Origin of the sequence: Streptomyces sp. NPDC088810 (assembly GCF_044750305.1) — a bacterium.
GTDB lineage: Bacteria > Actinomycetota > Actinomycetes > Streptomycetales > Streptomycetaceae > Streptomyces.
The window spans coordinates 49145-69743 of the sequence record NZ_JBIVJQ010000010.1 but is presented as its reverse complement, the minus strand read 5'-3'; the positions used below and the strand labels follow the sequence as shown (position 1 = coordinate 69743).

General features: G+C 72.6%; 16 protein-coding genes. 8 read left to right on the top strand and 8 right to left on the bottom strand.

The annotated features are described in order from the left end of the window. Nucleotides 1–70: 70 nt before the first annotated feature. Nucleotides 71–2008 carry a tetratricopeptide repeat protein gene (locus tag ACIP4Y_RS28120; protein WP_401398738.1) on the bottom strand — a complete coding sequence of 646 codons (1938 nt, stop codon included), beginning with the start codon at nt 2006–2008 and terminating at the stop codon, nt 71–73. A gap of 139 nt (nt 2009–2147) precedes the next feature. Then, nucleotides 2148–2996 carry a nucleosidase gene (locus ACIP4Y_RS28115; RefSeq protein WP_401398511.1) on the bottom strand — a complete coding sequence of 283 codons (849 nt, stop codon included), beginning with the start codon at nt 2994–2996 and terminating at the stop codon, nt 2148–2150. Between the two features lie 27 nt (nt 2997–3023). On the opposite strand from ACIP4Y_RS28115, the gene ACIP4Y_RS28110 reads away from it, so the two are divergent. Together ACIP4Y_RS28110 and ACIP4Y_RS28105 are read left to right on the top strand one after the other, a co-directional pair. Beyond that, nucleotides 3024–3581: a hypothetical protein gene (locus ACIP4Y_RS28110; RefSeq protein WP_401398509.1), complete on the top strand. Its 558-nt coding sequence runs from the start codon at nt 3024–3026 to the stop codon at nt 3579–3581. After that, a complete protein-coding gene (locus ACIP4Y_RS28105; RefSeq protein WP_401398507.1) occupies nt 3578–5761 on the top strand; it encodes a tetratricopeptide repeat protein in 2184 nt (727 codons plus the stop codon). The genes ACIP4Y_RS28110 and ACIP4Y_RS28105 overlap by 4 nt, the downstream gene beginning before the upstream one ends. Here the strand turns inward: ACIP4Y_RS28105 and ACIP4Y_RS28100 are convergent. Beyond that, nucleotides 5643–6335 (bottom strand): response regulator, encoded by a 693-nt coding sequence (locus tag ACIP4Y_RS28100; protein WP_401398505.1) that lies wholly within the window; start codon nt 6333–6335, stop codon nt 5643–5645. The genes ACIP4Y_RS28105 and ACIP4Y_RS28100 overlap by 119 nt on opposite strands. Then, complete coding sequence (locus ACIP4Y_RS28095; RefSeq protein ID WP_401398503.1) at nt 6332–7960, bottom strand: ATP-binding protein; 1629 nt, start codon at nt 7958–7960, stop codon at nt 6332–6334. Before ACIP4Y_RS28095 ends, ACIP4Y_RS28100 begins: the two co-directional genes overlap by 4 nt. A gap of 155 nt (nt 7961–8115) precedes the next feature. Between ACIP4Y_RS28095 and ACIP4Y_RS28090 the strand changes: the two genes are divergently transcribed. Then, nucleotides 8116–9504 carry a cation:dicarboxylate symporter family transporter gene (locus ACIP4Y_RS28090; RefSeq protein WP_401398501.1) on the top strand — a complete coding sequence of 463 codons (1389 nt, stop codon included), beginning with the start codon at nt 8116–8118 and terminating at the stop codon, nt 9502–9504. 161 nt (nt 9505–9665) lie between these two features. Here the strand turns inward: ACIP4Y_RS28090 and ACIP4Y_RS28085 are convergent, their stop codons facing one another. Further along, a complete protein-coding gene (locus tag ACIP4Y_RS28085; RefSeq protein ID WP_401398499.1) occupies nt 9666–10280 on the bottom strand; it encodes a TetR/AcrR family transcriptional regulator in 615 nt (204 codons plus the stop codon). A gap of 137 nt (nt 10281–10417) precedes the next feature. Between ACIP4Y_RS28085 and ACIP4Y_RS28080 the strand changes: the two genes are divergently transcribed. From ACIP4Y_RS28080 to ACIP4Y_RS28060, 5 genes are all read left to right on the top strand, one after another. Beyond that, nucleotides 10418–12091 (top strand): MFS transporter, encoded by a 1674-nt coding sequence (locus ACIP4Y_RS28080; RefSeq protein WP_401398497.1) that lies wholly within the window; start codon nt 10418–10420, stop codon nt 12089–12091. Nucleotides 12092–12229: 138 nt separating this feature from the next. After that, the gene (locus ACIP4Y_RS28075; RefSeq protein ID WP_358640011.1) at nt 12230–12997 is read left to right on the top strand and encodes a DUF2127 domain-containing protein; all 768 of its coding nucleotides are present in this window, start codon (nt 12230–12232) and stop codon (nt 12995–12997) included. A gap of 60 nt (nt 12998–13057) precedes the next feature. Then, a complete protein-coding gene (locus tag ACIP4Y_RS28070; protein WP_358640009.1) occupies nt 13058–13486 on the top strand; it encodes a MerR family transcriptional regulator in 429 nt (142 codons plus the stop codon). Nucleotides 13487–13500: 14 nt separating this feature from the next. Next, nucleotides 13501–13815: a thioredoxin gene (gene trxA / locus ACIP4Y_RS28065; protein WP_358640199.1), complete on the top strand. Its 315-nt coding sequence runs from the start codon at nt 13501–13503 to the stop codon at nt 13813–13815. A gap of 169 nt (nt 13816–13984) precedes the next feature. Continuing rightward, nucleotides 13985–16216 (top strand): HelD family protein, encoded by a 2232-nt coding sequence (locus tag ACIP4Y_RS28060; RefSeq protein ID WP_401398737.1) that lies wholly within the window; start codon nt 13985–13987, stop codon nt 16214–16216. A gap of 58 nt (nt 16217–16274) precedes the next feature. Here ACIP4Y_RS28060 and ACIP4Y_RS28055 read toward each other — a convergent pair whose 3' ends face one another. The 3 genes from ACIP4Y_RS28055 to ACIP4Y_RS28045 all read right to left on the bottom strand — a co-directional run bounded on the left by ACIP4Y_RS28055 (nt 16275) and on the right by ACIP4Y_RS28045 (nt 20537). Then, nucleotides 16275–16766: a membrane lipoprotein lipid attachment site-containing protein gene (locus ACIP4Y_RS28055; protein ID WP_401398495.1), complete on the bottom strand. Its 492-nt coding sequence runs from the start codon at nt 16764–16766 to the stop codon at nt 16275–16277. 67 nt (nt 16767–16833) lie between these two features. Further along, complete coding sequence (gene glgB, locus ACIP4Y_RS28050) at nt 16834–19149, bottom strand: 1,4-alpha-glucan branching enzyme (protein WP_401398493.1); 2316 nt, start codon at nt 19147–19149, stop codon at nt 16834–16836. After that, entirely contained in the window at nt 19146–20537 is a 1392-nt protein-coding gene (locus ACIP4Y_RS28045; protein ID WP_401398491.1) for a maltokinase, read from the bottom strand. Before ACIP4Y_RS28045 ends, glgB begins: the two co-directional genes overlap by 4 nt. Nucleotides 20538–20599 lie beyond the last annotated feature (62 nt).

Here is a 20599-nt window from a genome sequence, read left to right as displayed (position 1 = left end):
GGGTGGCGCGGAGATTGCTGCCGTGTGAAGGTAAGAGGAGTGGTCTAGTCAGGTCAATGCGCGTGCGGTGTCAATCCGGTAGGTCGGCGGCTCGGGCGCGGGCTCGGGCGGCTTGCTCGGGGGCGTTGGCGCGGGTGAAGGCGTCGGCGGACTGGAGGTAGGCGGCGCGTGCCTCGGCGGGGTGGTGGGTGGCCCGGTGGGCGACTGCCAGGTTGTTCAGGGTCTGCCCGGCGCCGTACCAGTCCTCGTACTCCCGGCAGAGCTTCAGGGACCTGCCGTACGCCTCGATGGCTTCTTCCGCCCGGTCCGCCTCCCGCAGGGAGAGGCCGAGGTTGTTCCACGCGCTGGCCTCGCGGTGGCGGTCCCCGGCGGTCTGGTACAGGTCGCGGGCCCGGGTGTGGGCGTCGATCGCCTCTTCCACCCGGTCCGCCTCCCGCAGGGAGAGGCCGAGGTTGTTCCACGCGCGGGCCTCGCCGTGGCGGTCCCCGGCGGTCTGGTACAGGTCGCGGGCCCGGGTGTGGGCGTCGATCGCCTCTTCCACTCGGCCCACCGCCACCAGGGAGAGGCCGAGGTTGTTCCACGCGCCGGCCTCGCCGTCGCGGTCCCCGGCGGTCTGGTACAGGTCGCGGGCCCGGGTGTGGGCGTCGATCGCCTCTTCCACTCGGCCCACCGCCTCCAAGGCGAGGCCGAGGTGGTCCCACGCGATGGCCTCGCCCAGCCGGTTCCCGGCAAGGCGGGCGGCCTCCCGCGCCGCCTCCGCGACGGTGATCCAGTCGTCGAAATACCGTCGCCAGGCCAGATATTCGCCCAGGGATACGGCCAGCGCCACCGCCGTCTTCGCGAACCTTTCCTCCCGCCCCCACTCCACCGCAGCCACCAGACCCGCGCGCTCCCCGTCCAGCCACGCCAAGGCCTGCCCCCGCTCCCCGAACCGCTCCGGCTCCTCCATCCCCGGCAGCCACCGCAACCGGTCGTCGGCCGCATCCGCCCACCGCCGGTAGAACCCCAGCACCCTTTCCCGTGCCGCTTCCCCCTCCTCCCGCAGTTCCGCGTCCCCCGCCACCACACTCGCTCCGAACCCCCGCACCAAGTCGTGCAACCGCCACCGCACTGCGGAAGCCGCCCCGCTGCCGCCCAGCACCGGCGCGACGAGATGTGTGGCGGCCAGGTCCTCCAAAAGCGACAGTGCGGACTCCGCACCGAGGTCCGCGAGGGCCGCGACCGCCTCCGTCCCGGTCTCCGTGCCCGGAGCGAGGCAGAGCAGGCGCAACAGGCGAGCCTGGTCGGGCGGCAAGCGGCGGTAGGAGGTCTCCAGTACAGGGCGCAGGACGAGTGAGCGCCCGTACAGGTCCGCTCCGGGACTGCCGTGGTCGAGGACGGCGGTCGCGTCTCCGGCGTCCCGGATCCCGGCCACCACGGACGCGACGTCCCGCTGGCGGCGCCGGCGCAGCATGCCCGCGGCGATCTGCAAGGCCAAGGGCAAGTGTCCGCAGAGGTCGGCCAGTTCCCGTAGTGCGGCCGGTTCGCGTGCCGGGCGGTCGTCGCGTTCGTCGGTGCCGTGCAGGGCGCGGGTCACCAGGGCGACCGAATCATCCGGATCGAGTGTCTCCAGGTCGATCAGGCGTACCGGAAGGGCGTCGGGGCGGTCCCGGGAGGTGATGAGCACCCGGTGCCGGTCCGTGCCGGGCAGCAGCGGCACGAACTGGGACGGGTCCGACGCGTTGTCCAGGATCAGCAGCATCCGGTCCCGCCGTTCGGCGAGGAGTGCACGGTACGCGTCGTACTGGCGCTCGGTCGTCGGCGGGAGGTCCCGGTCCCGTACGCCGAGCACGTCGAGCAGGGCCAGGACCGCCTGATCGGCCGTGACCGGGTCGTCGTCGTACCCGCGCAGGTCCACGAAGAGCGTCCCGCCCGGGAACCAGCCCGCCGCGCGCGCCCGGTGCGCCGCCTCCAGGGCGAGCGCCGTCTTGCCGATGCCGCCCATGCCGGTGACGGCGAAGATGAGCAGCGGCAGCGGGGTCGTGTCGTCCTCACCGGGCGCGAGGTGCGGCAGCAGGCGGTCCAGCTCCGCCGACCGGCCGGTGAAACCGAGGGGGCGGGGCGGCAGGGCGGCGGTCGCGCGCGGGACCGGGCCGTGGACCGTGCCCTTACCGGCCTCCGACCTGCTTACCGGTGACGGGCCCGTGGAAGGTCCCGCCCCGGAAGTCGATGTGGTCGCCCCCGTACCCCCCTTGGGGCCCCTCCTGGGAGTCGCCGGACCCGGTGCGGCGGGGCTGGTGCTTGCGTAGCAGCTCGACCGCCACGGTCGCCGCGTGCGTGGCCGCCCGCTGCTGTGAGCCGCCGGCGTCGGCCCGGCGCTTGTTCCGGTCCGCTCGGTCGCTGACACCCCGCACGACGAGGGCGTCCACCTGCCCGCTCAGGTGCGCCGCCTGGGCCGCCCCGGAGCCCTCCATCTCGATGGCGCCCGCGTCGTTGTAGTGCTCCTCGACGTGCCGGGCGATGTCGGATCTGGAGTCGGCCAGTACCACGTCACCGGTCGCGATCGGCGCGAAGTGCACCCGCATCTCCGGCAGGTCCCGCGCCGCGGAACGCGCCGCCTGCTCCAGCGCGTGCGAGCCGGGCAGGGCCTTCGGGCGGACCTTGAAACCCTTGTGGGTCTGCTTGCCGCCGTGGATCTCGTAGACCTGGGTGCCCACCACGACATCGCCGATCTCGATGTCGTCCTTCAGGCTCCCCGCGACCCCCACGAAGAGGACGGCCTCGGGGTGCAGCCAGTCGATGAGCTGGGCCGTGAGTGCGGCGGCACGCTCGGCCCCCACTCCGAGCTCGCTGATCGCCAGGTGCCAGGCACTGTCCGGCAGACGGCCTGTCTCGACACGGGTCCCCTGGGCGTGGACGAGTTCCTCCCGCTCCGGGATGTACGCCCGGACAGCGGCGTATTCCAGGGGCAGCGCGGTCAGGACCAGAACAGTGGATTGAGTCTCCGGCACACTCATAAGGTACTGCTGGGGGAAGGGGCTTGTGTGCCGGAACGAGACGTCACCGTGGGGCAGTTGCTGCTGGCCGAGTACCAGACCGTGAAGGACGAGCAGAAGACCCGGATCGGCTTCCGGGACAACCTGCTCTACGTCACCCTCACGGTGGTGGCGGCCGTCATCGCCGCGGCGGCCCAGGCCAGGCAGCCGGCGATGCTGCTCGCGCTGCCGCCGGTGTGCGTCGTGCTGGGCTGGACGTACCTGGTCAACGACCAGAAGATCTCCGCGATCGGGGCGTACGTACGGGCCGAGTTGGGGCCCCGCCTCGCCGCGCTGGCCCGGGCCGAGGGCGGCGAGGTCTTCCGCTGGGAGACCGCGCACCGGGGGGACGCCCGGCGATTCTCCCGGAAGGCCGTGCAGTGCGTGGTCGACCTGCTGGCCTTCTGCGTCGTGCCGTTGAGCGCGCTCGTCGTGTACTGGGCGGGCGGTGACGTCTCGGCCGGGCTGGTGATCGTGTCCGTGCCGGAGGCGGTCGCGGTCGTGGGGCTGGGGGTGTGCATGGTGCAGTACGCCGTGCCGTTCGGGGCGGGGGGCGGGGCCGGGTGAGCGATGTCGTCGACTTCCGGGGCGGGGACTTCCGGGGGCCGGTCATCGGCAAGGCGGAGTACAAGCAGCAGGCGCCGGCGCCGACCGCCTTGGACGCGCTGCCACCGGCTGCCGCCGGGTTCACCGGCCGCGACGAGGAGTTGGGCCGGCTGCGGGCCGCGTTGGACCCATCGGCCGTCGGCGCCGAGCAGGCCGTCGTGGTGACGGCCGTTTCGGGGCTCGGGGGCATCGGCAAGACGGCGCTGGCGGTGCAGGCGGCGTACGCGGCGCGGGAGGCCGGGTGGTTCCCGGGGGGCGTGCTCTTCGTGGACCTGCACGGCTACGACGACGTTCCGGTGACGGCCGACCAGGCGTTGCAGTCCCTGCTGCGGGCGCTCGGCGTGGATCCCGAGCACATCCCGGCCACGGCGGACGAACGGGCGGGGCTGTACCGGTCGGTGCTGGCCGAGCGGGAGGCGGTCCTGATCGTCGCCGACAACGCGTCCTCGCCGGAGCAGGTGCGGCCGTTGCTGCCGGGGGGTGTGCGGCACCGGGTGCTGGTCACTTCGCGGGACCGGCTGGCGCAGCTGGGGGCTCGGCTGGTGCCGTTGGATCAGTTGACGCCTGGCGCCGCGTACGAACTTCTCGACAGGGCGCTCCGTATCGCCGACCCGGAGGACAACCGGGTCGTGGAGGAGGCGGAGGCAGCGGCGCGGCTGGCTGGGCTGTGCGGGTATCTGCCGCTGGCTCTGCAGATCGCGGTGGCGTTGCTGGCGGAGGATCCGGGCCGGTCCGTCGCCGAATTCGTGGACGAGCTGGCGACATCGTACGACCGTCTCTCCGCTCTTGACGACGGCGACCGCAGCGTGCGGGCCGCGTTCGACCTCTCGTACCGCAGGCTTCCGACCGACCAGGCACGTCTGCTGAGCCTGCTCGCTCTCGCGCCTGGGCCGGAGGTGAGCGAGGAGGTGGCCGGCGTGCTGGTCGGGGCGCAGGAGCCTGCGTCGGCCGGGCTGAAGGCCCTGGCCCGCGCGCACTTGGTGGAGCGGGGGAGCATCCCAGGGTCCTGGCGGATGCACGACCTGGTGCGGGCGTTCGGGGCGGGCGCTCTGGTCGGGCGGGCGGAGGAGAGGGATGCGGCGCGGGAACGGGTGCTCGGGTACTACTGCCAGCGGGCCCGCGCGGCGGATGACCGGTTGCGGTGGCTGCCAGGGAGGGAGGAGCCGCAGGAGTTTCAGGACCGGGGGCAGGCGTTGGCCTGGCTGGACAGGGAGCGGGCTGGCCTGGTGACGGCAGTGGCGTGGGCACGGGAGGAGCGGTTCGCGGACGCGGCGGTGCGGCTCGCTCCGTACCTGGGGGAGTTCCTGCGCTGGCGGCGGCATTTCGATGACTTGATCGCCGTTACGGATGCCGCCCGGAGAGCCACCGAGCGAAGCGGGGACCGGCTGAGTCAGGCCGCGGCGTGGAACAACCTGGGCAATGCCCTGGTGGAGGCCGGTCGGACGGAGGAGGCGATCGACGTCCTCACCCGTGCCCGTGGCCTGTACCAAGCCGCCGGAGACGGCCACCGTGAGGCCATGGCGTGGAACAACCTGGGCAACGCCTTGCGACTGGCGGGCCGGACGGAGGAGGCGATCGACGCCCACACCCGCGCTCGCGGCCTGTACCAAGTCGCCGGAGACCGCCGCCGCGAGGCTATGGCGTGGAACAACCTCGGTCTCGTCCTACGGCGTGCGGGCCGGGCGGACGAGGCGATCGACGCCCATATCCGCGCCCGTGGCCTGTACCAAGCCGTCGCAGACCGCCATAGCGAGGGCACGGCGTGGAACAACCTGGGCCTCGCCCTGGCGGAGACTGGCCGGGTGGAGGAGGCAATCGGGGCGTACAACAAATCCCTGGGAATCCTCCGGGAGTTTGAGGACTCGTTCAATGAGGGACGGGCCCTGGAAAACATGGGGCTTGTTCATCAAGTCGGCCACCGCTCCACCGAAGCCTGCACCGCCTACCTCCAGGCCGCCGACGCCTACACCCGAGCCAACGCCCCCGCAGAAGCCGCCCGAGCCCGTTCCCGCGCCGCCGCCCTCACCGCCCCTGAGAAACCCACCGATACACCAGCTCCGGCCTCCCCACCTGCCCGTACAACGGACTCCGCCCCGCCCGCCCCGCATCCACCAGATGCTCCAGGTACCGCCGCGCGGTGATCCGGGAGATCCCCACCGCCTCGGCCACCCCCGCCGCGGTGAGCCCCTCCGAAGCCTCCCGCAGGGTGGACGTGACCCGTTCCAGCGTCGGCCCGCTCAACCCCTTCGGCAGGGCGGCCGGCGACGGGGCGCGCAGGGCCGCCAGGGCGCGGTCCACCTCGTCCTGGCCGCTCGCCTCGCCCACCGCCGCGTGGAACTCGGCGTACCGCACCAGCCGGTCCCTCAGCGTCGCGAAAGTGAACGGTTTCAGGACGTACTGGACGACACCCAGGGAGACACCCTCCCGCACCACCGCCAGGTCCCGCGCCGACGTCACCGCTATCACGTCCGCGTGGTGCCCGGCGGCCCGCAGGGACCGGGCCAGCTGCAGGCCGTGGACGTCGGGGAGGTGCAGGTCCAGCAGCAACAGGTCCACCGGCGTGCGGTCCAGGATCCGCCGCGCCTCCGCGCCCGTGTGCGCCTTTCCGACCGCGACGAACCCCGGCACCCGGCCGACGTACATCACGTGCGCGTCGGCGGCCACCGGGTCGTCCTCGACGACGAGGACGCGGATGGGCTGCTGCTCGTTCGTCATCTGCCGCCGCCCAGGGGTGTGCGCAACGGCAACCGCACTTCGAACACCGCTCCGCCCTCGCCGTCCTCGCCGGACTCCGTCACCGTCAGCGTGCCCTCGTGGCGGTTCACCGCCTGCCGGGCCAGGGCCAGCCCGAGTCCCCGTCCGCCGGGCCCGGCCGGCTTGGTGGAGAACCCCCGCTGGAATACCAGGTCGGTATGGTCCGGGTCGACCCCCGGGCCGGTGTCCGACACCCGGAGCACCACTTCGGCGGCCGTAGCGTACGCCGTCACCGTGACCCGCGCCCGGGCGCTGCCCTGCGCCGCGTCCACCGCGTTGTCGATCAGGTTGCCGAGGATCGTCACCAGGTCGCGGGCGGACAGGCTCGCCGGGAGCAGCCCGTCGTCCAGCCGGCTGTCCGGCGAGACCACCAGCTCCACGCCCCGCTCGTTCGCCTGCGCGGTCTTGCCCAGCAGCAGCGCGGCCAGGACCGGCTCGCTCACCGCGGCCACCACCTGGTCGGTCAGGGCCTGCGCCAGTTCCAGCTCGGCCGTGGCGAACTCCACCGCCTCCTCGGCCCGGCCCAGCTCGATCAGGGAGACGACCGTGTGCAGCCGGTTGGCCGCCTCGTGCGCCTGGGAGCGCAGGGCCTGGGTGAAGCCGCGCTCCGAGTCCAGCTCGCCCATCAGGGACTGCAGCTCGGTCACGTCACGGAGGGTCACGACCGTGCCCCGCCGCTCGCCCCCCGACACCGGGGAGGTGTTCACGACCAGCACCCGGGACTCCGTGAGGTGCACCTCGTCCACGCGGGGCTCGGCGGACAGCAGGGCGCCGGTCAGCGGGGCAGGCAGGCCGAGGTCGGCCACCGAGCGTCCGATCGCCTCCTCCTCCGGGCCCACGCCCAGGAGTTCCCGGCCGCCGTCGTTGATCAGCGCCACCCGGTACTGGCCGTCCAGCATCAGCAGCCCTTCCCGGACGGCGTGCAGTGCCGCCTGGTGGTAGTCGTGCATCCGGCTCAGCTCGGTGGCGTTCATGCCGTGGGTGTGGCGGCGCAGCCGGGCGTTGATCACGTAGGTGCCGACGGCGCCGAGCAGCAGCGTCCCGCCGGCCACCCCGAGCAGGGCCGCGACCTGGTCCTGGACCCGGGCGCTGATCGTCTCCACCTTGATGCCGGCGCTGACCAGGCCGACGATCCGGCCGTTGTCCGTGATGGGGGTGACCGCGCGGACGGACGGGCCGAGCGTGCCGGTGTAGGTCTCGGTGAAGGTGCGGCCGTGCTGGGCGGGGCCGATGGTGCCGAGGAAGCGTTTGCCGATCTGTTTGCGGTCGGGGTGGGTCCAGCGGATGCCGGACGGGTTCATGATCGTGACGAAGTCGACGTTCGCGTCCCGCATGACCTGGAGGGCGTACGGCTCCAGCCGGGCCGTGGGGTCGGCGGTGCGGATCGCCACGCGGACCGAGGGGGAGTCGGCGATGGACCGGGCCACCGCGGTGGCCTGCCGGGCGGCGGCGTCCTCGGCCTGCCGCTGGTCGTTGACGTAGGTGAACAGCGCGTACCCGGCCACGACCACCGCGATCAGCACGGCCTGCATGGCGAACAGCTGGCCGGCCAGGCTGCGGGGTCCGGGGAGGGTGGGCAGACGCATGTCAGCAGTGTGCCTCTCCGGTTAAGTGTGAACTAAATGAACGGAAGGGTGACCGCCCTCACAGGCCGGGAGATAGTCACGGCATTCCCCAATAACGCCCGGACGTGAGCCGCACGCCGGTAGTTACGCCGACGAAGACGTCAAGGAGGGCAGCCGTGGCCGCCAGCACTCCCGATACGGCACCTGCCGCAGCCCGCGTGAAGCGGGACCGGACTCATTACCTGTACATCGCCGTCATCGCGGCGGTCGCGCTCGGCATCGCCGTGGGCCTGATCTGGCCCGACGCGGCGGTGGAGCTGAAGCCGCTGGGCACCGGGTTCGTGAACCTGATCAAGATGATGATCTCGCCGATCATCTTCTGCACGATCGTGCTCGGCATCGGATCCGTGCGGAAGGCCGCCAAGGTCGGCGCCGTCGGCGGCATCGCCCTCGGCTACTTCCTCGTGATGTCGCTCGTCGCGCTCGCCATCGGGCTCGTCGTCGGCAACGTGCTGCACCCCGGTGACGGGCTGCACGTCACCAACGCGATCAAGGCGACCGGGCACAGCCAGGTCTCGCCCGACGCGCTGCCGCCGGTGGACTTCGTCCTGTCGATCATCCCGACCACGTTCGTGTCCGCCTTCACCGAGGGCCAGGTCCTGCAGACCCTGCTCGTGGCGCTGCTCGCCGGGTTCGCGCTGCAGGCCATGGGCTCGGCCGGGCAGCCGGTGCTGCGCGGCATCGAGCACATCCAGCGGCTGGTCTTCCGCATCCTGTCCATGGTGATGTGGGCCGCGCCCATCGGTGCGTTCGGCGCGATCGCGGCCGTGGTCGGCTCCGCGGGCATCGACGCGCTCAAGAGCCTCGCCGTCCTGATGCTCGGCTTCTACGTCACCTGCTTCCTGTTCGTCTTCGTCGTGCTCGGCGCGCTGCTGCGGATCGTCGCGGGCCTGAACGTCTTCTCCCTGTTCAAGTACCTCGGCCGCGAGTTCCTGCTGATCCTGTCGACGTCCTCGTCGGAGTCCGCGCTGCCCCGCCTGATCGCCAAGATGGAGCACCTGGGCGTCAGCCGGCCGGTCGTCGGCATCACCGTGCCGACCGGGTACTCCTTCAACCTCGACGGCACGATGATCTACATGACCATGGCGTCGCTGTACATCGCGGACGCGCTGGGTACGCCGATGTCGATCGGCGAGCAGATCCCGCTGCTGCTGTTCCTGCTGCTGGCCTCCAAGGGCGCGGCCGGCGTCAGCGGCGCCGGGCTCGCCACCCTGGCCGGCGGTCTGCAGTCGCACAAGCCGGCCCTGGTCGACGGGGTCGGGCTGATCGTCGGCATCGACCGGTTCATGAGCGAGGCACGGGCCCTGACGAACTTCGCGGGCAACGCGGTCGCGACGGTGCTCGTGGGCACGTGGACCAAGGAGATCGACAAGGTCCGGGTGCGCCAGGTGCTGGCCGGTGAGCTGCCCTTCGACGAGACCACGCTGCTGGACGAGAACCGGTCCGAGGTGGCCGGGGTTCCCGAGGCGCAGGGGAGCGGCGAGAAGGAACTCGCCAAGGCCTGAGCCGGCACAGAAAGCTCCGGACGTCCGGCCCCGCCTGAACCCGGGCCGGGCGTCCGGTCCACGCCGCCGGGCGGCTGAGGCTCCCCCCGTGACCCAGCCGCCCGGCTTGTGCTTTTCTCCGGGCGGCTTTCCCCGCTCGGTTCCACTTCTCTCCGGGGGTGCTACGACACCCCGGCCACCAGCTCGGTGGCCCGTGAGGCGGGTACGCCCGCCGCGGTCAGCACGGCGACCGTGGCGGAGCGGCCCGCCTCTTCCGCTGCCAGGAGGCCGTCGTTCACCGCCTCCATGACCGCGAACAGCATCTGCTCGTGCACGTAGGCGAGGGCCGGCGCGGGCAGCGGGGAGGCGAAGGCTCCCTCGTCCAGGCCGCGCTGGAGGAGGCGGACCTTGTCCTCGCGCAGTGGTGCGAGGCGGTCGCGGATGCCCTGCACGGTGACCGTGCGCTGGGCCAGGGCGATCAGCAGCCGGTAGCGGTCGGCGATCGGCCACAGGGCGAGCACCGAGCGGGCCACCGCCTCCGCCGGGTCGGTGACGCCGGCGCTGGCGTGCGCGTCCGCGTCCGCCAGCGCCTCCACGGCCCCGTCCACCAGCGTGCTGATCAGCGCTTCCCGGCTGGGGAAATGGCCGTAGACCGTGCGCCGTACGACGCCCGCGGCGCGCGCGATCTGGTCCATGGAGGCGTCGGGATCGCGCAGCAGTTCGGCGAGGGCGACGTCGAGGATGCGACGCCGGTTGGCGTCGGCGCGGCTGGTGTTACCCGTGGTCATGGCGGTCATTGTGCCTCCCCGCAGCCTCTGGCGGCCTTCCCGAGTCGACTTGCACAGTACTGTGCAACGACGTACATTGCACATGGTTGTGCAATTGCACGCCACTGTGCAAATCCGTCGCGTACCCGAGGAAGGCGACCCCTGCCATGCGACTCGTCATGACCGAACCGGTCGACAGGACGGACCGCCCCTACGCCCGGCGCTGGTGGGCGCTCCTGGTGCTCTGTCTCAGCCTGCTGATCATCGTGATGGCGAACACCGCCCTCACCGTCGCGGCGCCCGACATGACGAAGGACCTCGGGCTCTCCAGCGCCGACCTGCAGTGGGTGATCGACGGCTACACCGTCCCCTACGCGGCGCTGATGCTGCTGCTCGGCGCGATCGGCGACAAGTACAGCCGGCGCGGGGCGCTCGTCCTCGGCCTGCTGGTGTTCGGCGGCGGGGCCGTCTTCGGCTACCTCGCCGACAGCTCCACGACCGTCATCGCGGCCCGGGCCGTGATGGGCGTCGGCGCGGCCCTGATCATGCCGGCCACGCTCTCCCTGCTCGCCGCGACCTTCCCGCGCGCCGAGCGGGCCAAGGCGATCACGCTGTGGACCGCCACCGCCGGGCTCGCCATCGCCGCCGGACCGGTGGTCGCCGGCGCCCTGCTGCGCGACCACGGCTGGTCCTCCACCTTCCTGATCAACGTGCCCATCGCGGCCGTCGCGATCGTCGGCGCCTTCGTCCTCGTACCGCCCTCCAAGGCCGGCCACCACGACCGCATCGACTACGTCGGCGGACTGCTGTCGGTGCTCTGGACCGGCGCGCTCGTCTACATGATCATCGAGGGCCCGCACTTCGGCTGGGGCCCCAAGGCCGTCGGGGCGGCCGTCGTCGCCGGTGTCGGCCTGGTCGCCTTCGTCCTGTGGGAGCTGCGCCACCCGCGCCCGATCCTGGACGTGCGCCGGTTCGCCGGCCGCCGGTTCGCCGGCTCCAACCTCGCCGTCGCGCTGTTCTTCCTCGCCGTCTTCGGCGCCTTCTACTACCTCACCCAGCACCTGCAGTTCGTCCTCGGCTACGACGCCCTGGAGACCGGTGTGCGCATGCTGCCGCTCGCCGGTGCGGTCTTCGTCGGCTCCGCCCTGACCGGCTGGCTCACTCCCAAGGTGGGCATGAAGTGGACCGTCAGCGCGGGCATGGTCGGCGGTACGACCGCCCTCGCCCTGCTCACCCGGGTGGACGCGGGTTCCGCCTACGGCGACTTCGTGGCGCCCCTGGTCATCCTGGGCCTCGCCATCGGCCTCGCCCTCTCGCCCTGCACCGACGCCATCATGGGCGCGTTCCCGGAGTCCGAACTGGGCGTCGGCGGTGCCGTCAACGACACCTCGCTGGAGCTGGGCGGCTCGCTCGGCATCGCCCTCCTCGGCTCGCTGCTCGCCACCTCCTACGGCGACCACCTCTCCGACGCCACCGCCGGCAGCAAGCTCCCGGCGAGCGCCCTGGACACCGCGCAGGACTCGGTCGGCGCCGGGTACGCCGTCGCGCAGGGCATCGGCGAGAAGGCGCAGCAGGCCGCCGCGCGGGCCCAGCAGGCGGGCGACCCGCAGCAGGCCGCGCAGTACAAGCAGCAGGCCGGTGAACTGGCCTCCGGCGCCCGGCAGATGGCCGACGCGGTCGGCTCCGCCTTCTCCGACGCGGTCGCCCACACCAGCCTGGTCGGCGCGGTGATCCTCGGCGTCGGCACGGTCCTGGTGGCCTTCCTGCTGCCGCGCCGCGAGGCGGAGACGCCGGAGCCGAAGGCCGAGGAGAAGGAACTGGTCGACAGCGCGGCCGACTGAACACCTCGCACCCCGATCCGTTAACGTGCCGCTCCGGACCATCCGGAACGGCACGTTCGCGTACGGCGTCCGTACGTGTGGCGCCCGTCCGTGTGGCGCCCGTACAGGTGAGTCAGCAAAGGTGTGGAGGCACGGGGGATGACGATCGACTGGGACCGGCGGACCTGCGCGCGCAAGGGCCATGTGACCTACGCGCCCGACGACCCCCGGCTGCGGATTCGGCTGCACGCCCAGACCGCGCTCGGGGAGGTCTGGCGGTGCCTGCGCTGCGGTGACTTCGTGCTCGGCGAGCCGCACGGCTCGGGACCGGCCGCCGAGGCGCCGCTGGTGCCGCGCGGCAAGGTGATCCGGGACCTGTTCGTGCTGCGCTTCCTCGCCGTCGAGCGGGCCGTGCGCGGGGTGTTCATCGTGCTGGTCGCAGCCGCGGTGTGGAAGTTCAGCAACAGTCAGGACGCCGTCCGCCGCCTGTTCGACGAGTATCTGGACGTCTTCCGCCCGGTCTTCCGGCACTTCCACTACGACCTCGACCACTCACCGGTCGTCGGCTCCGTGCAGAAGGCGTTCGGCTACCGGCACTCCACGCTGCTGCTGGTGGCCGGCCTGCTGCTGGCCTACGCGCTGATCGAGCTGATCGAGGCAGTCGGCCTGTGGTACGCCAAGCGCTGGGCGGAGTACCTGACGGTGGTCGCGACGGCCGCCTTCCTGCCGCTGGAGATCTACGAACTCACCGAGCACATCAGCTGGCTGAAGATCGCCACCCTCGTGCTGAACATCCTCGCCGTCCTCTACATCGCCCTGACCAAGCGGCTGTTCGGACTGCGCGGCGGACGCCGGAAGTTCGAGGAGGAGCGGCGCAGCGCGTCCCTGCTGGAGGTGGAGGAGTCGGCGGGCCTGGTGCACGCCTAGCCGCCCCGTCCATCCTCCGCTCTTGCGTTGACGCCGACGTCAACCTCTACCGTCGTAGTCATGCGCATCGGCGAGCTGGCCGCGCGGGCCGGGACCACGACACGCACCCTGCGGTACTACGAGGCCCGGGGGCTGCTGCCGGCCCGGCGTGACGGCAACGGACACCGTACCTACGACGAGAACGACCTCAGGCTGCTGCGGCAGATCCGCACGCTGCAGGACTTCGGGTTCGACCTGGAGGAGACGCGGCCGTTCGTGGAGTGCCTGCGCGCCGGGCACCCCGAGGGCGACTCCTGTCCGGCCGCGCTCGTGGTCTACCGGCGCAAGCTGGCGGAGCTGGACGCGCTCATCGGGCAGCTCACGGCGGTGCGCGAATCGGTCGCGGGGCAGCTGGCGCGGGCCGAGCGGGCGCGGGACGAGCTGGCCGTCGAGGCGCTGGTTCCGGGAGGTCCGGAGCCTCTGTGCGAACTGGGAGGGCAGGAACGGTGACGAAGGCGGCGGGTGTGCCCGAGGTGGGGGACGCGGACTTCGAGAAGGAGGTGCTGGCATCGGAACTGCCGGTGCTGGTGGAGTTCACGGCGGACTGGTGTCCGCCGTGCCGGCAGATGGCGCCGGTGCTGAGCGCCCTCGCCGCGGAGGAGGGGGAGCGGCTCAAGGTCGTCCAGCTGGACGTGGACCACAACCCGGAGACCACGAACGCGTACAAGGTGCTGTCGATGCCGACGTTCATGGTGTTCCAGGGCGGTGAGCCCGTGAAGTCGATGGTGGGGGCGCGGCCCAAGCGGCGCCTCCTGGAGGAGCTGCAGGACGTGCTCTAAAGCGGCCCCGCCCGCAAAAAATCCCCCGAGCAATTGCGCTCGGGGGATTCCTGTGCGTATATTCAATGATTCGTGACTTTCATTTCGATGAGCCACGAATGACGTTTACTGAGCACAGTATATCCGGGCGGGAGCGGAATTGTCAAACACCGAATTTCCAGACGATGAAATCCGGCAGGAGCAGGAATTCGTCGACGGACTGTACGCGCGCGTGGACGTGCTGCGCGGCGAGGCCCAGAACTCCGTCGCGGACGCGCTCGCCCAGGGCGACAAGCCCATGCAGGCCCGGCTGGAGCGGGACATCCTGGTCGCCGAGCGCTCGGGGCTGCTCGCCGCGCTGAACGCCGTGGACGGCTCGCTCTGCTTCGGCCGCATCGACCTCGCCGACGGCACCGAGCACCACATCGGCCGGATCGGGCTGCGCGAGGACGACACCGAGCGCACCCCGGTCCTCATCGACTGGCGGGCCGACGTCGCCCGGCCCTTCTACCTGGCCACCGGCCACACCCCGATGGGCCTGCGCCGCCGCCGGCACATCGCCTCCGAGGGCCGTACCGTCACCTCCCTGCACGACGAGATCCTCGACCTCGGCGACGCCACCCGCACCGGGCACGAGGACCACAACGGTGACGCCGTCCTGCTGGCCGCGCTGAACTCGGCCCGCACCGGCCGGATGAGCGACATCGTGCAGACGATCCAGGCCGACCAGGACCGCATCATCCGGGCGCCGCACCGGGGCGTGCTGGTCGTGGAGGGCGGCCCCGGCACCGGCAAGACGGCGGTCGCCCTGCACCGGGCGGCCTATCTGCTGTACGAGCACCGGGAGCTGCTGGCCCGCCGGGCCGTCCTCATCGTCGGCCCGAACCCGGCCTTCCTCGGCTACATCGGTGAGGTGCTGCCCTCCCTCGGCGAGACCGGGGTGCTGCTGGCCACCGTCGGCGAGCTGTTCCCCGGCGTGCGGGCCACCGCCGCCGACACCCCCGAGGCCGCCGCCGTCAAGGGCCGCGCCGCCATGGCCGACGTGCTCGCCGCCGTCGTCCGCGACCGGCAGGCCCTGCCCGACCCGGTCATCGCGATCGAGCACGACCGCGAGGTGCTCATGCTGGACGAGGGTCTGGTGAGCGTCGCCCGCGAGCGCACCCGCGCCGCCAAGCTGCCGCACAACGAGGCCCGCGAGCACTTCGAGGGGCACATCCTCAACACGCTCACCGAGCTGTACGCCGAGCGCGTGGGCACCGACCCCTACGACGGCAGCAGCCTGCTGGACGCCTCCGACGTCACGCAGATCCGCGACGAACTCGCCGAGAACCCCGAGGTCTGGGACGCCGTCGACCAGCTGTGGCCCCGGCTCACCCCGCAGCGGCTGGTCGCCGACTTCCTCGCCGCACCGGACGGCTACCTCCCCGAGGAGGACGCCGACGCGATCCGCCGCCCGGTCACCCGCGCCTGGACCGTCGCCGACGTGCCCCTGCTGGACGAGGCCGCCGAACTCCTCGGCGAGGACGACCGGGTGGCGCGCGCCCGCGCCGAACGCGAACGCGAGACCCAGGTGGCGTACGCCCAGGGCGTGCTGGACGTGTCCTACGCCTCCCGGACCTACGAGTTCGAGGACAAGGAGGCCGACGACCCGGACGCCTCCGAGGTGCTGTCCGCGCACGACATCATCGACGCCGAGCGGTTCGCCGAGCGCCAGGAGGAGGCCGACCACCGCAGCGCCGCCGAGCGGGCCGCCGCCGACCGCACCTGGGCGTTCGGGCACATCATCGTGGACGAGGCGCAGGAGCTGTCGCCGATGGCCTGGCGGCTGCTGATGCGGCGCAGCCCCACCCGTTCGATGACCCTGGTCGGCGACCCCGCCCAGACGGCGGAGGCGGCCGGCGTCGGCTCCTGGGCGGACATCCTCGCCCCCTATGTCGAGGACCGCTGGGAGCACACCCGGCTGGGCGTCAACTACCGCACCCCGGCGGAGATCATGGACCTGGCGGCGGCCGTGGTCCGCGCCGAGCACCCGGACTTCGAACCGCCCAGCTCGGTCCGCTCCACCGGCGAACGCCCCTGGGTGCGCCACGTCCGCGACGACCTGCCCGGCGCGGTCGCCAAGGCGGTCGCCGAACTCGCCCCTGCGGAGGGCCGGCTGGCGGTGATCGCCCCGCGCGCCCTGCACCGCTCCCTGGCCGCCCGCCTGGACGGCGTCACGGCCGGCGCCGAACCCGACCTGACGCAGACGGTCGTCCTGCTCGACCCCCGCCAGTCCAAGGGCCTGGAGTTCGACGCCGTCCTGGTGGTGGAGCCGGGCTCCTACGGCACGAGCGACCTGTACGTGGCCCTGACCCGGGCCACCCAGCGGCTCGGCGTACTGCACACGGGGTCGCTGCCGCCGGGGCTGGCCGACCGGGGGTGACGGTGCGGACGGCGGGCGTCCGGGGGCTGCCGCCCCGGGCCCCTGAACGCCCTCGTCCTCACCCGCCGGACGGGCCGCCGCCGTGCCGCTCCCGTGACGTGCCGGGCGTCTTGCGCAGGTCCATGCCCTTCGTCGACGTCAGCCCCTTCTCCGGATGCGCCCGGAAGGCCGCCGTCCAGGCCGTGGGCGGGCAGGAGCGGCCGTTGGGGTGCTCCTCGGCGAGCCGCGCCCGCCGGCTGTCCCGTACGACGACCCGGCCGTCCCTCCTGGAGGTCACCGTCAGCCGCACCGGCAGCGGGCCGGCGCCCACGTCGTCCGGGAGCCGCACCGACAGCGACCGGAACGGATCGCCGGGATCGCCGGACGGCCCCTCGGCACAGCTGCCGTCCACGCACAGCCGTACCGTCACCGCGTCCTGCTGCCGGCCGAAGTCGGCGGGCCGCCACAGCACGGCGACACCCGACTCCGTGTCCGACAGGGTGCACGGCCCGTCCGGTGCACAGCCCGTCAGGGCCGCCACCGCCCCCAGCGCCATGACGATCCGCCGCATGTCCTCCCCCTCCGCCCCACCGGGCGCCGAGCGTAGGCGCGGGGTGGGGCGGAGGGCAAAGGGCAGGTCAGGCCGGGCGCAGCCACACCGTCGCCAGCGGGGGCAGGGTCAGCCGGATGCTCGCCGGGCGGCCGTGCCAGGGCTGGGGTTCCGGTTTGACGACGTCCGGGCGGGTGACGTCGCTGCCGCCGTAGCGGGCCGCGTCGGTGTTCAGGACCTCCACCCAGGCGGGGACGTCGTCCGGCACCCCGAGCCGGTAGTCGTGGCGGACCACCGGGGACAGATGGGAGACCGCGAGCAGCGGGGTGCCCTCGGCGTCGTGGCGCAGGAACGCGAAGACGTTGTCGTCCGCCGCGTCCCCGGTGATCCACTCGAAGCCCGCCGGGTCGGTGTCCCGCTGCCACAGCGCCGGACTCGCCCGGTACACCGCGTTCAGGTCCCGTACGAGGTCCCGCACGCCCCGGTGGTCCGCCTCGGCGCCGTACTCCGGGTCGAGCAGCCACCAGTCGGGGCCGCGCGCCTCGGACCACTCGGCGCCCTGCGCGAACTCCTGCCCCATGAACAACAGCTGCTTGCCGGGATGGGCCCACATGAAGCCGAGGTAGGCGCGGAGGTTGGCGCGCTGCTGCCACCAGTCGCCCGGCATCTTCGACACCAGCGACCGTTTGCCGTGCACCACCTCGTCGTGGGAGATCGGCAGCACGTAGTTCTCGCTGTAGGCGTACACCATCGAGAACGTCATCTCGTGGTGGTGGTAGGCGCGGTGCACCGGCTCGTGGCTCATGTACTGCAGCGAGTCGTGCATCCAGCCCATGTTCCACTTCAGGCCGAAGCCGAGCCCGCCGAAGCCGCTGGGGCCCTTGTGGTGGGTGGGCCGGGTGACACCGTCCCAGGCCGTCGACTCCTCGGCGACGGTCACCACACCCGGGCAGCGCCGGTACACGGTGGCGTTCATCTCCTGCAGGAAGGCCACCGCGTCCAGGTTCTCCCGGCCGCCGTGCTCGTTCGGCGTCCACTGGCCCGGCTCGCGCGAGTAGTCCAGGTAGAGCATCGAGGCGACCGCGTCCACGCGCAGCCCGTCGATGTGGAACTCCTCGCACCAGTACACGGCGTTCGCCACCAGGAAGTTGCGCACCTCGCGCCGCCCGAAGTCGAACTCCAGCGTGCCCCAGTCGGGGTGGGCGGCCCGCCGCGGGTCGTGGTGCTCGTACAGCGGACGCCCGTCGAACTCGGCGAGCGCCCAGTCGTCGCGCGGGAAGTGCGCCGGCACCCAGTCCATCAGCACCCCGATACCGGCCTGGTGCAGCCGGTCCACCAGGTACTTGAAGTCGTCCGGGGTGCCGAGCCGGGCCGTCGGCGCGTAGAACCCGGTGACCTGGTAGCCCCACGAACCGCCGAAGGGATGCTCGGCGACCGGCATCAGTTCGACGTGCGTGAAGCCCAGCTCGCTCACGTACGCGGGCAGCTCCTCCGCCAGTTGGCGGTACGTCAGACCAGGACGCCAGGAGGGCAGGTGGACCTCGTAGACGGAGAAGGGCGCCTCGTGCACCGGGGTGTCCGCCCGGTGCGCCAGCCACTGCCCGTCGCCCCACTCGTGGTGCGAGGCGCACACGATCGAGGAGGTGGCGGGCGGCACTTCGGTACGGCGGGCCAGCGGGTCGGCGCGCAGGGTGCGCGAGCCGTCCGGGCGGGTGATCTCGAACTTGTACAGCTCGCCTTCGCCGATCCCCGGCACGAACAGCTCCCAGACCCCGGTGCCGCCGAGCGAGCGCATCGGGAAACCGGTGCCGTCCCAGAAGTTGAAACTGCCCGTGACCCGCACGCCCCGCGCGTTCGGCGCCCACACCGCGAACCGGGTGCCGGTGACCCCCTGGTGGGTGGTGACATGCGCGCCGAGCGCCTGCCACAGCTGCTCGTGCCGGCCCTCCCCGATCAGGTGCAGGTCCAGGTCGCCGAGGGTGGGCAGGAAGCGGTAGGCGTCCTCCGTCTCGTGCACCGTGCCGTCGTAGGTCACCAGCAGCCGGTGGACGGGGACCTCGGCGAGCGGGAGCAGGCCGGAGAAGAAGCCGTCGCCGTCGTCGTGCAGCTCGGCCCGCAGCCCGTCCGCGACCACGGTGACCGCCTGTGCGTGCGGGCGGAACGCGCGGAAGGCGACCCCGCCCGGCACCGGGTGCGCGCCCAGTACGGCGTGCGGGTCGTGGTGGGTGCCGTCCAGCAGCCGCGCACGGTCGCCGGCGTCGACGGCCGGGGACACGGCGGCCTCCACGGCGGGCGCCGGCGCCTGCGCGGGGACCTCCTGGGCCGGCGCCTTCCGGGCGGCGGCCTTCTTCCTGGCCGTGGCTTCCTTCTTGGCCGGGGACGGCTTGTTGGCCTTGGGGGTCACGAACGAGCCTCCTGGTCGGGCAGGGCGAGGCGGCGCACCGCGTTCAGCGGCACGGGCAGCCAGTCGGGGCGGTGCCGGGCCTCGTAGACGACCTCGTAGACCGCCTTGTCGGTCTCGTAGGCCCGCAGCAGCACCGGGTCGGTGCGCGGATCGCGGCCGGTGACCTCCGCGTACCCGGAGCAGTAGGCGGCCCGGCAGGCGTGCGCCCAGTCCGGGGCGGGCGGGGTCACCGAGTGGGCGGCGTAGTCGAAGGAGCGGAGCATCCCCGCGACGTCCCGTACCGGCGGCTGCGGCATGCGCCGCTCGGCCAGCGGCCGGGCCGGCTCGCCCTCGAAGTCGATCAGCGACCAGCTCCCGGACGGTGAGCGCAGGCACTGCCCCAGGTGCAGGTCGCCGTGCACCCGCTGGGCGGTCCAGGTGTGGCCCTCGGCGGCCAGGTCGGCCAGCGCCGCGTACGCCGAGCGCAGCCCGTGCTCGTACGGCCGCAGCGCCGGCACCGCCTGCACGGCCGCCGCCAGCCGCTCGGTCATGCTGTCGACCAGCAACTGCAGTTGTGCGTGGCCGAGGGTGACCGTCGGCAGGGCGCGGGCCAGCGCGGTGTGCACCTCGGCGGTGGCCCGGCCCAGCGCGCGGGCCTCGGCGGCGAAGTCCTCGCCCTTGGCCAGCTCGCGCAGCGCCAGTTCCCAGCCGTCGGCGGCCCCGCTCACGAACGGCTGGAGCACGGCCAGCACATACGACTGCGCGTCCACGTCGGCGTGCAGCCAGGCCGTCGGCGCGGGCACCCGGGGGCAGCCCTCGCGGGCCAGGGCCAGCGGTATCTCCAGGTCGGGGTTGACGCCGGGCACCACCCGGCGCAACAGCTTGAGAATGAACGTATCTCCGTAGACCACCGACGAGTTGGACTGTTCGGCGGTCATCAGCCGGGCCACCAGGCCGGCCCGGATCTCCTGCCGGGACTCCCGCTCGAAGCGCAGCGCGCCGATGCGGGCCCGGGCGCGCAGGGCCTCCAGCAGCACCTCGGCGGGCCGGGGGTCGTACAGGGCCTCGTACACCGTGCGTCCGGCGAGCGGGCCCTGCGTCACGTGTCCGATGAGCGCGGGCGCCAGCCGGGGCGGCAGCGCCTCGCGCACGCCTATGAGGAGCTGGTAGCAGTCGCCCGGGTGCGGCGGGGCGCCCGGCGCGGCGGGCTGCTGGACGCGCAGCAGCAGGTGGTACAGGCCCAGCCGGCCGTCGGGCGGCAGCAGTTCGGTGACCGACACGGGGGTGAACCCGGTGACCGGACGGCCCTTGCCGGCGAACCAGCGCTGCCGGGGCAGCCAGGCGCGCAACAAGGGGTCGAGCGAGGTGAGGAGAGGGGTGGTGCCGGAAGAGGTGACCGTATCCGCCATGGGCGTCACGTCCTTTCCCCGGGGGTCGTCGGGGTGTTACTGATGCGTGCCCCGGGTGGGGC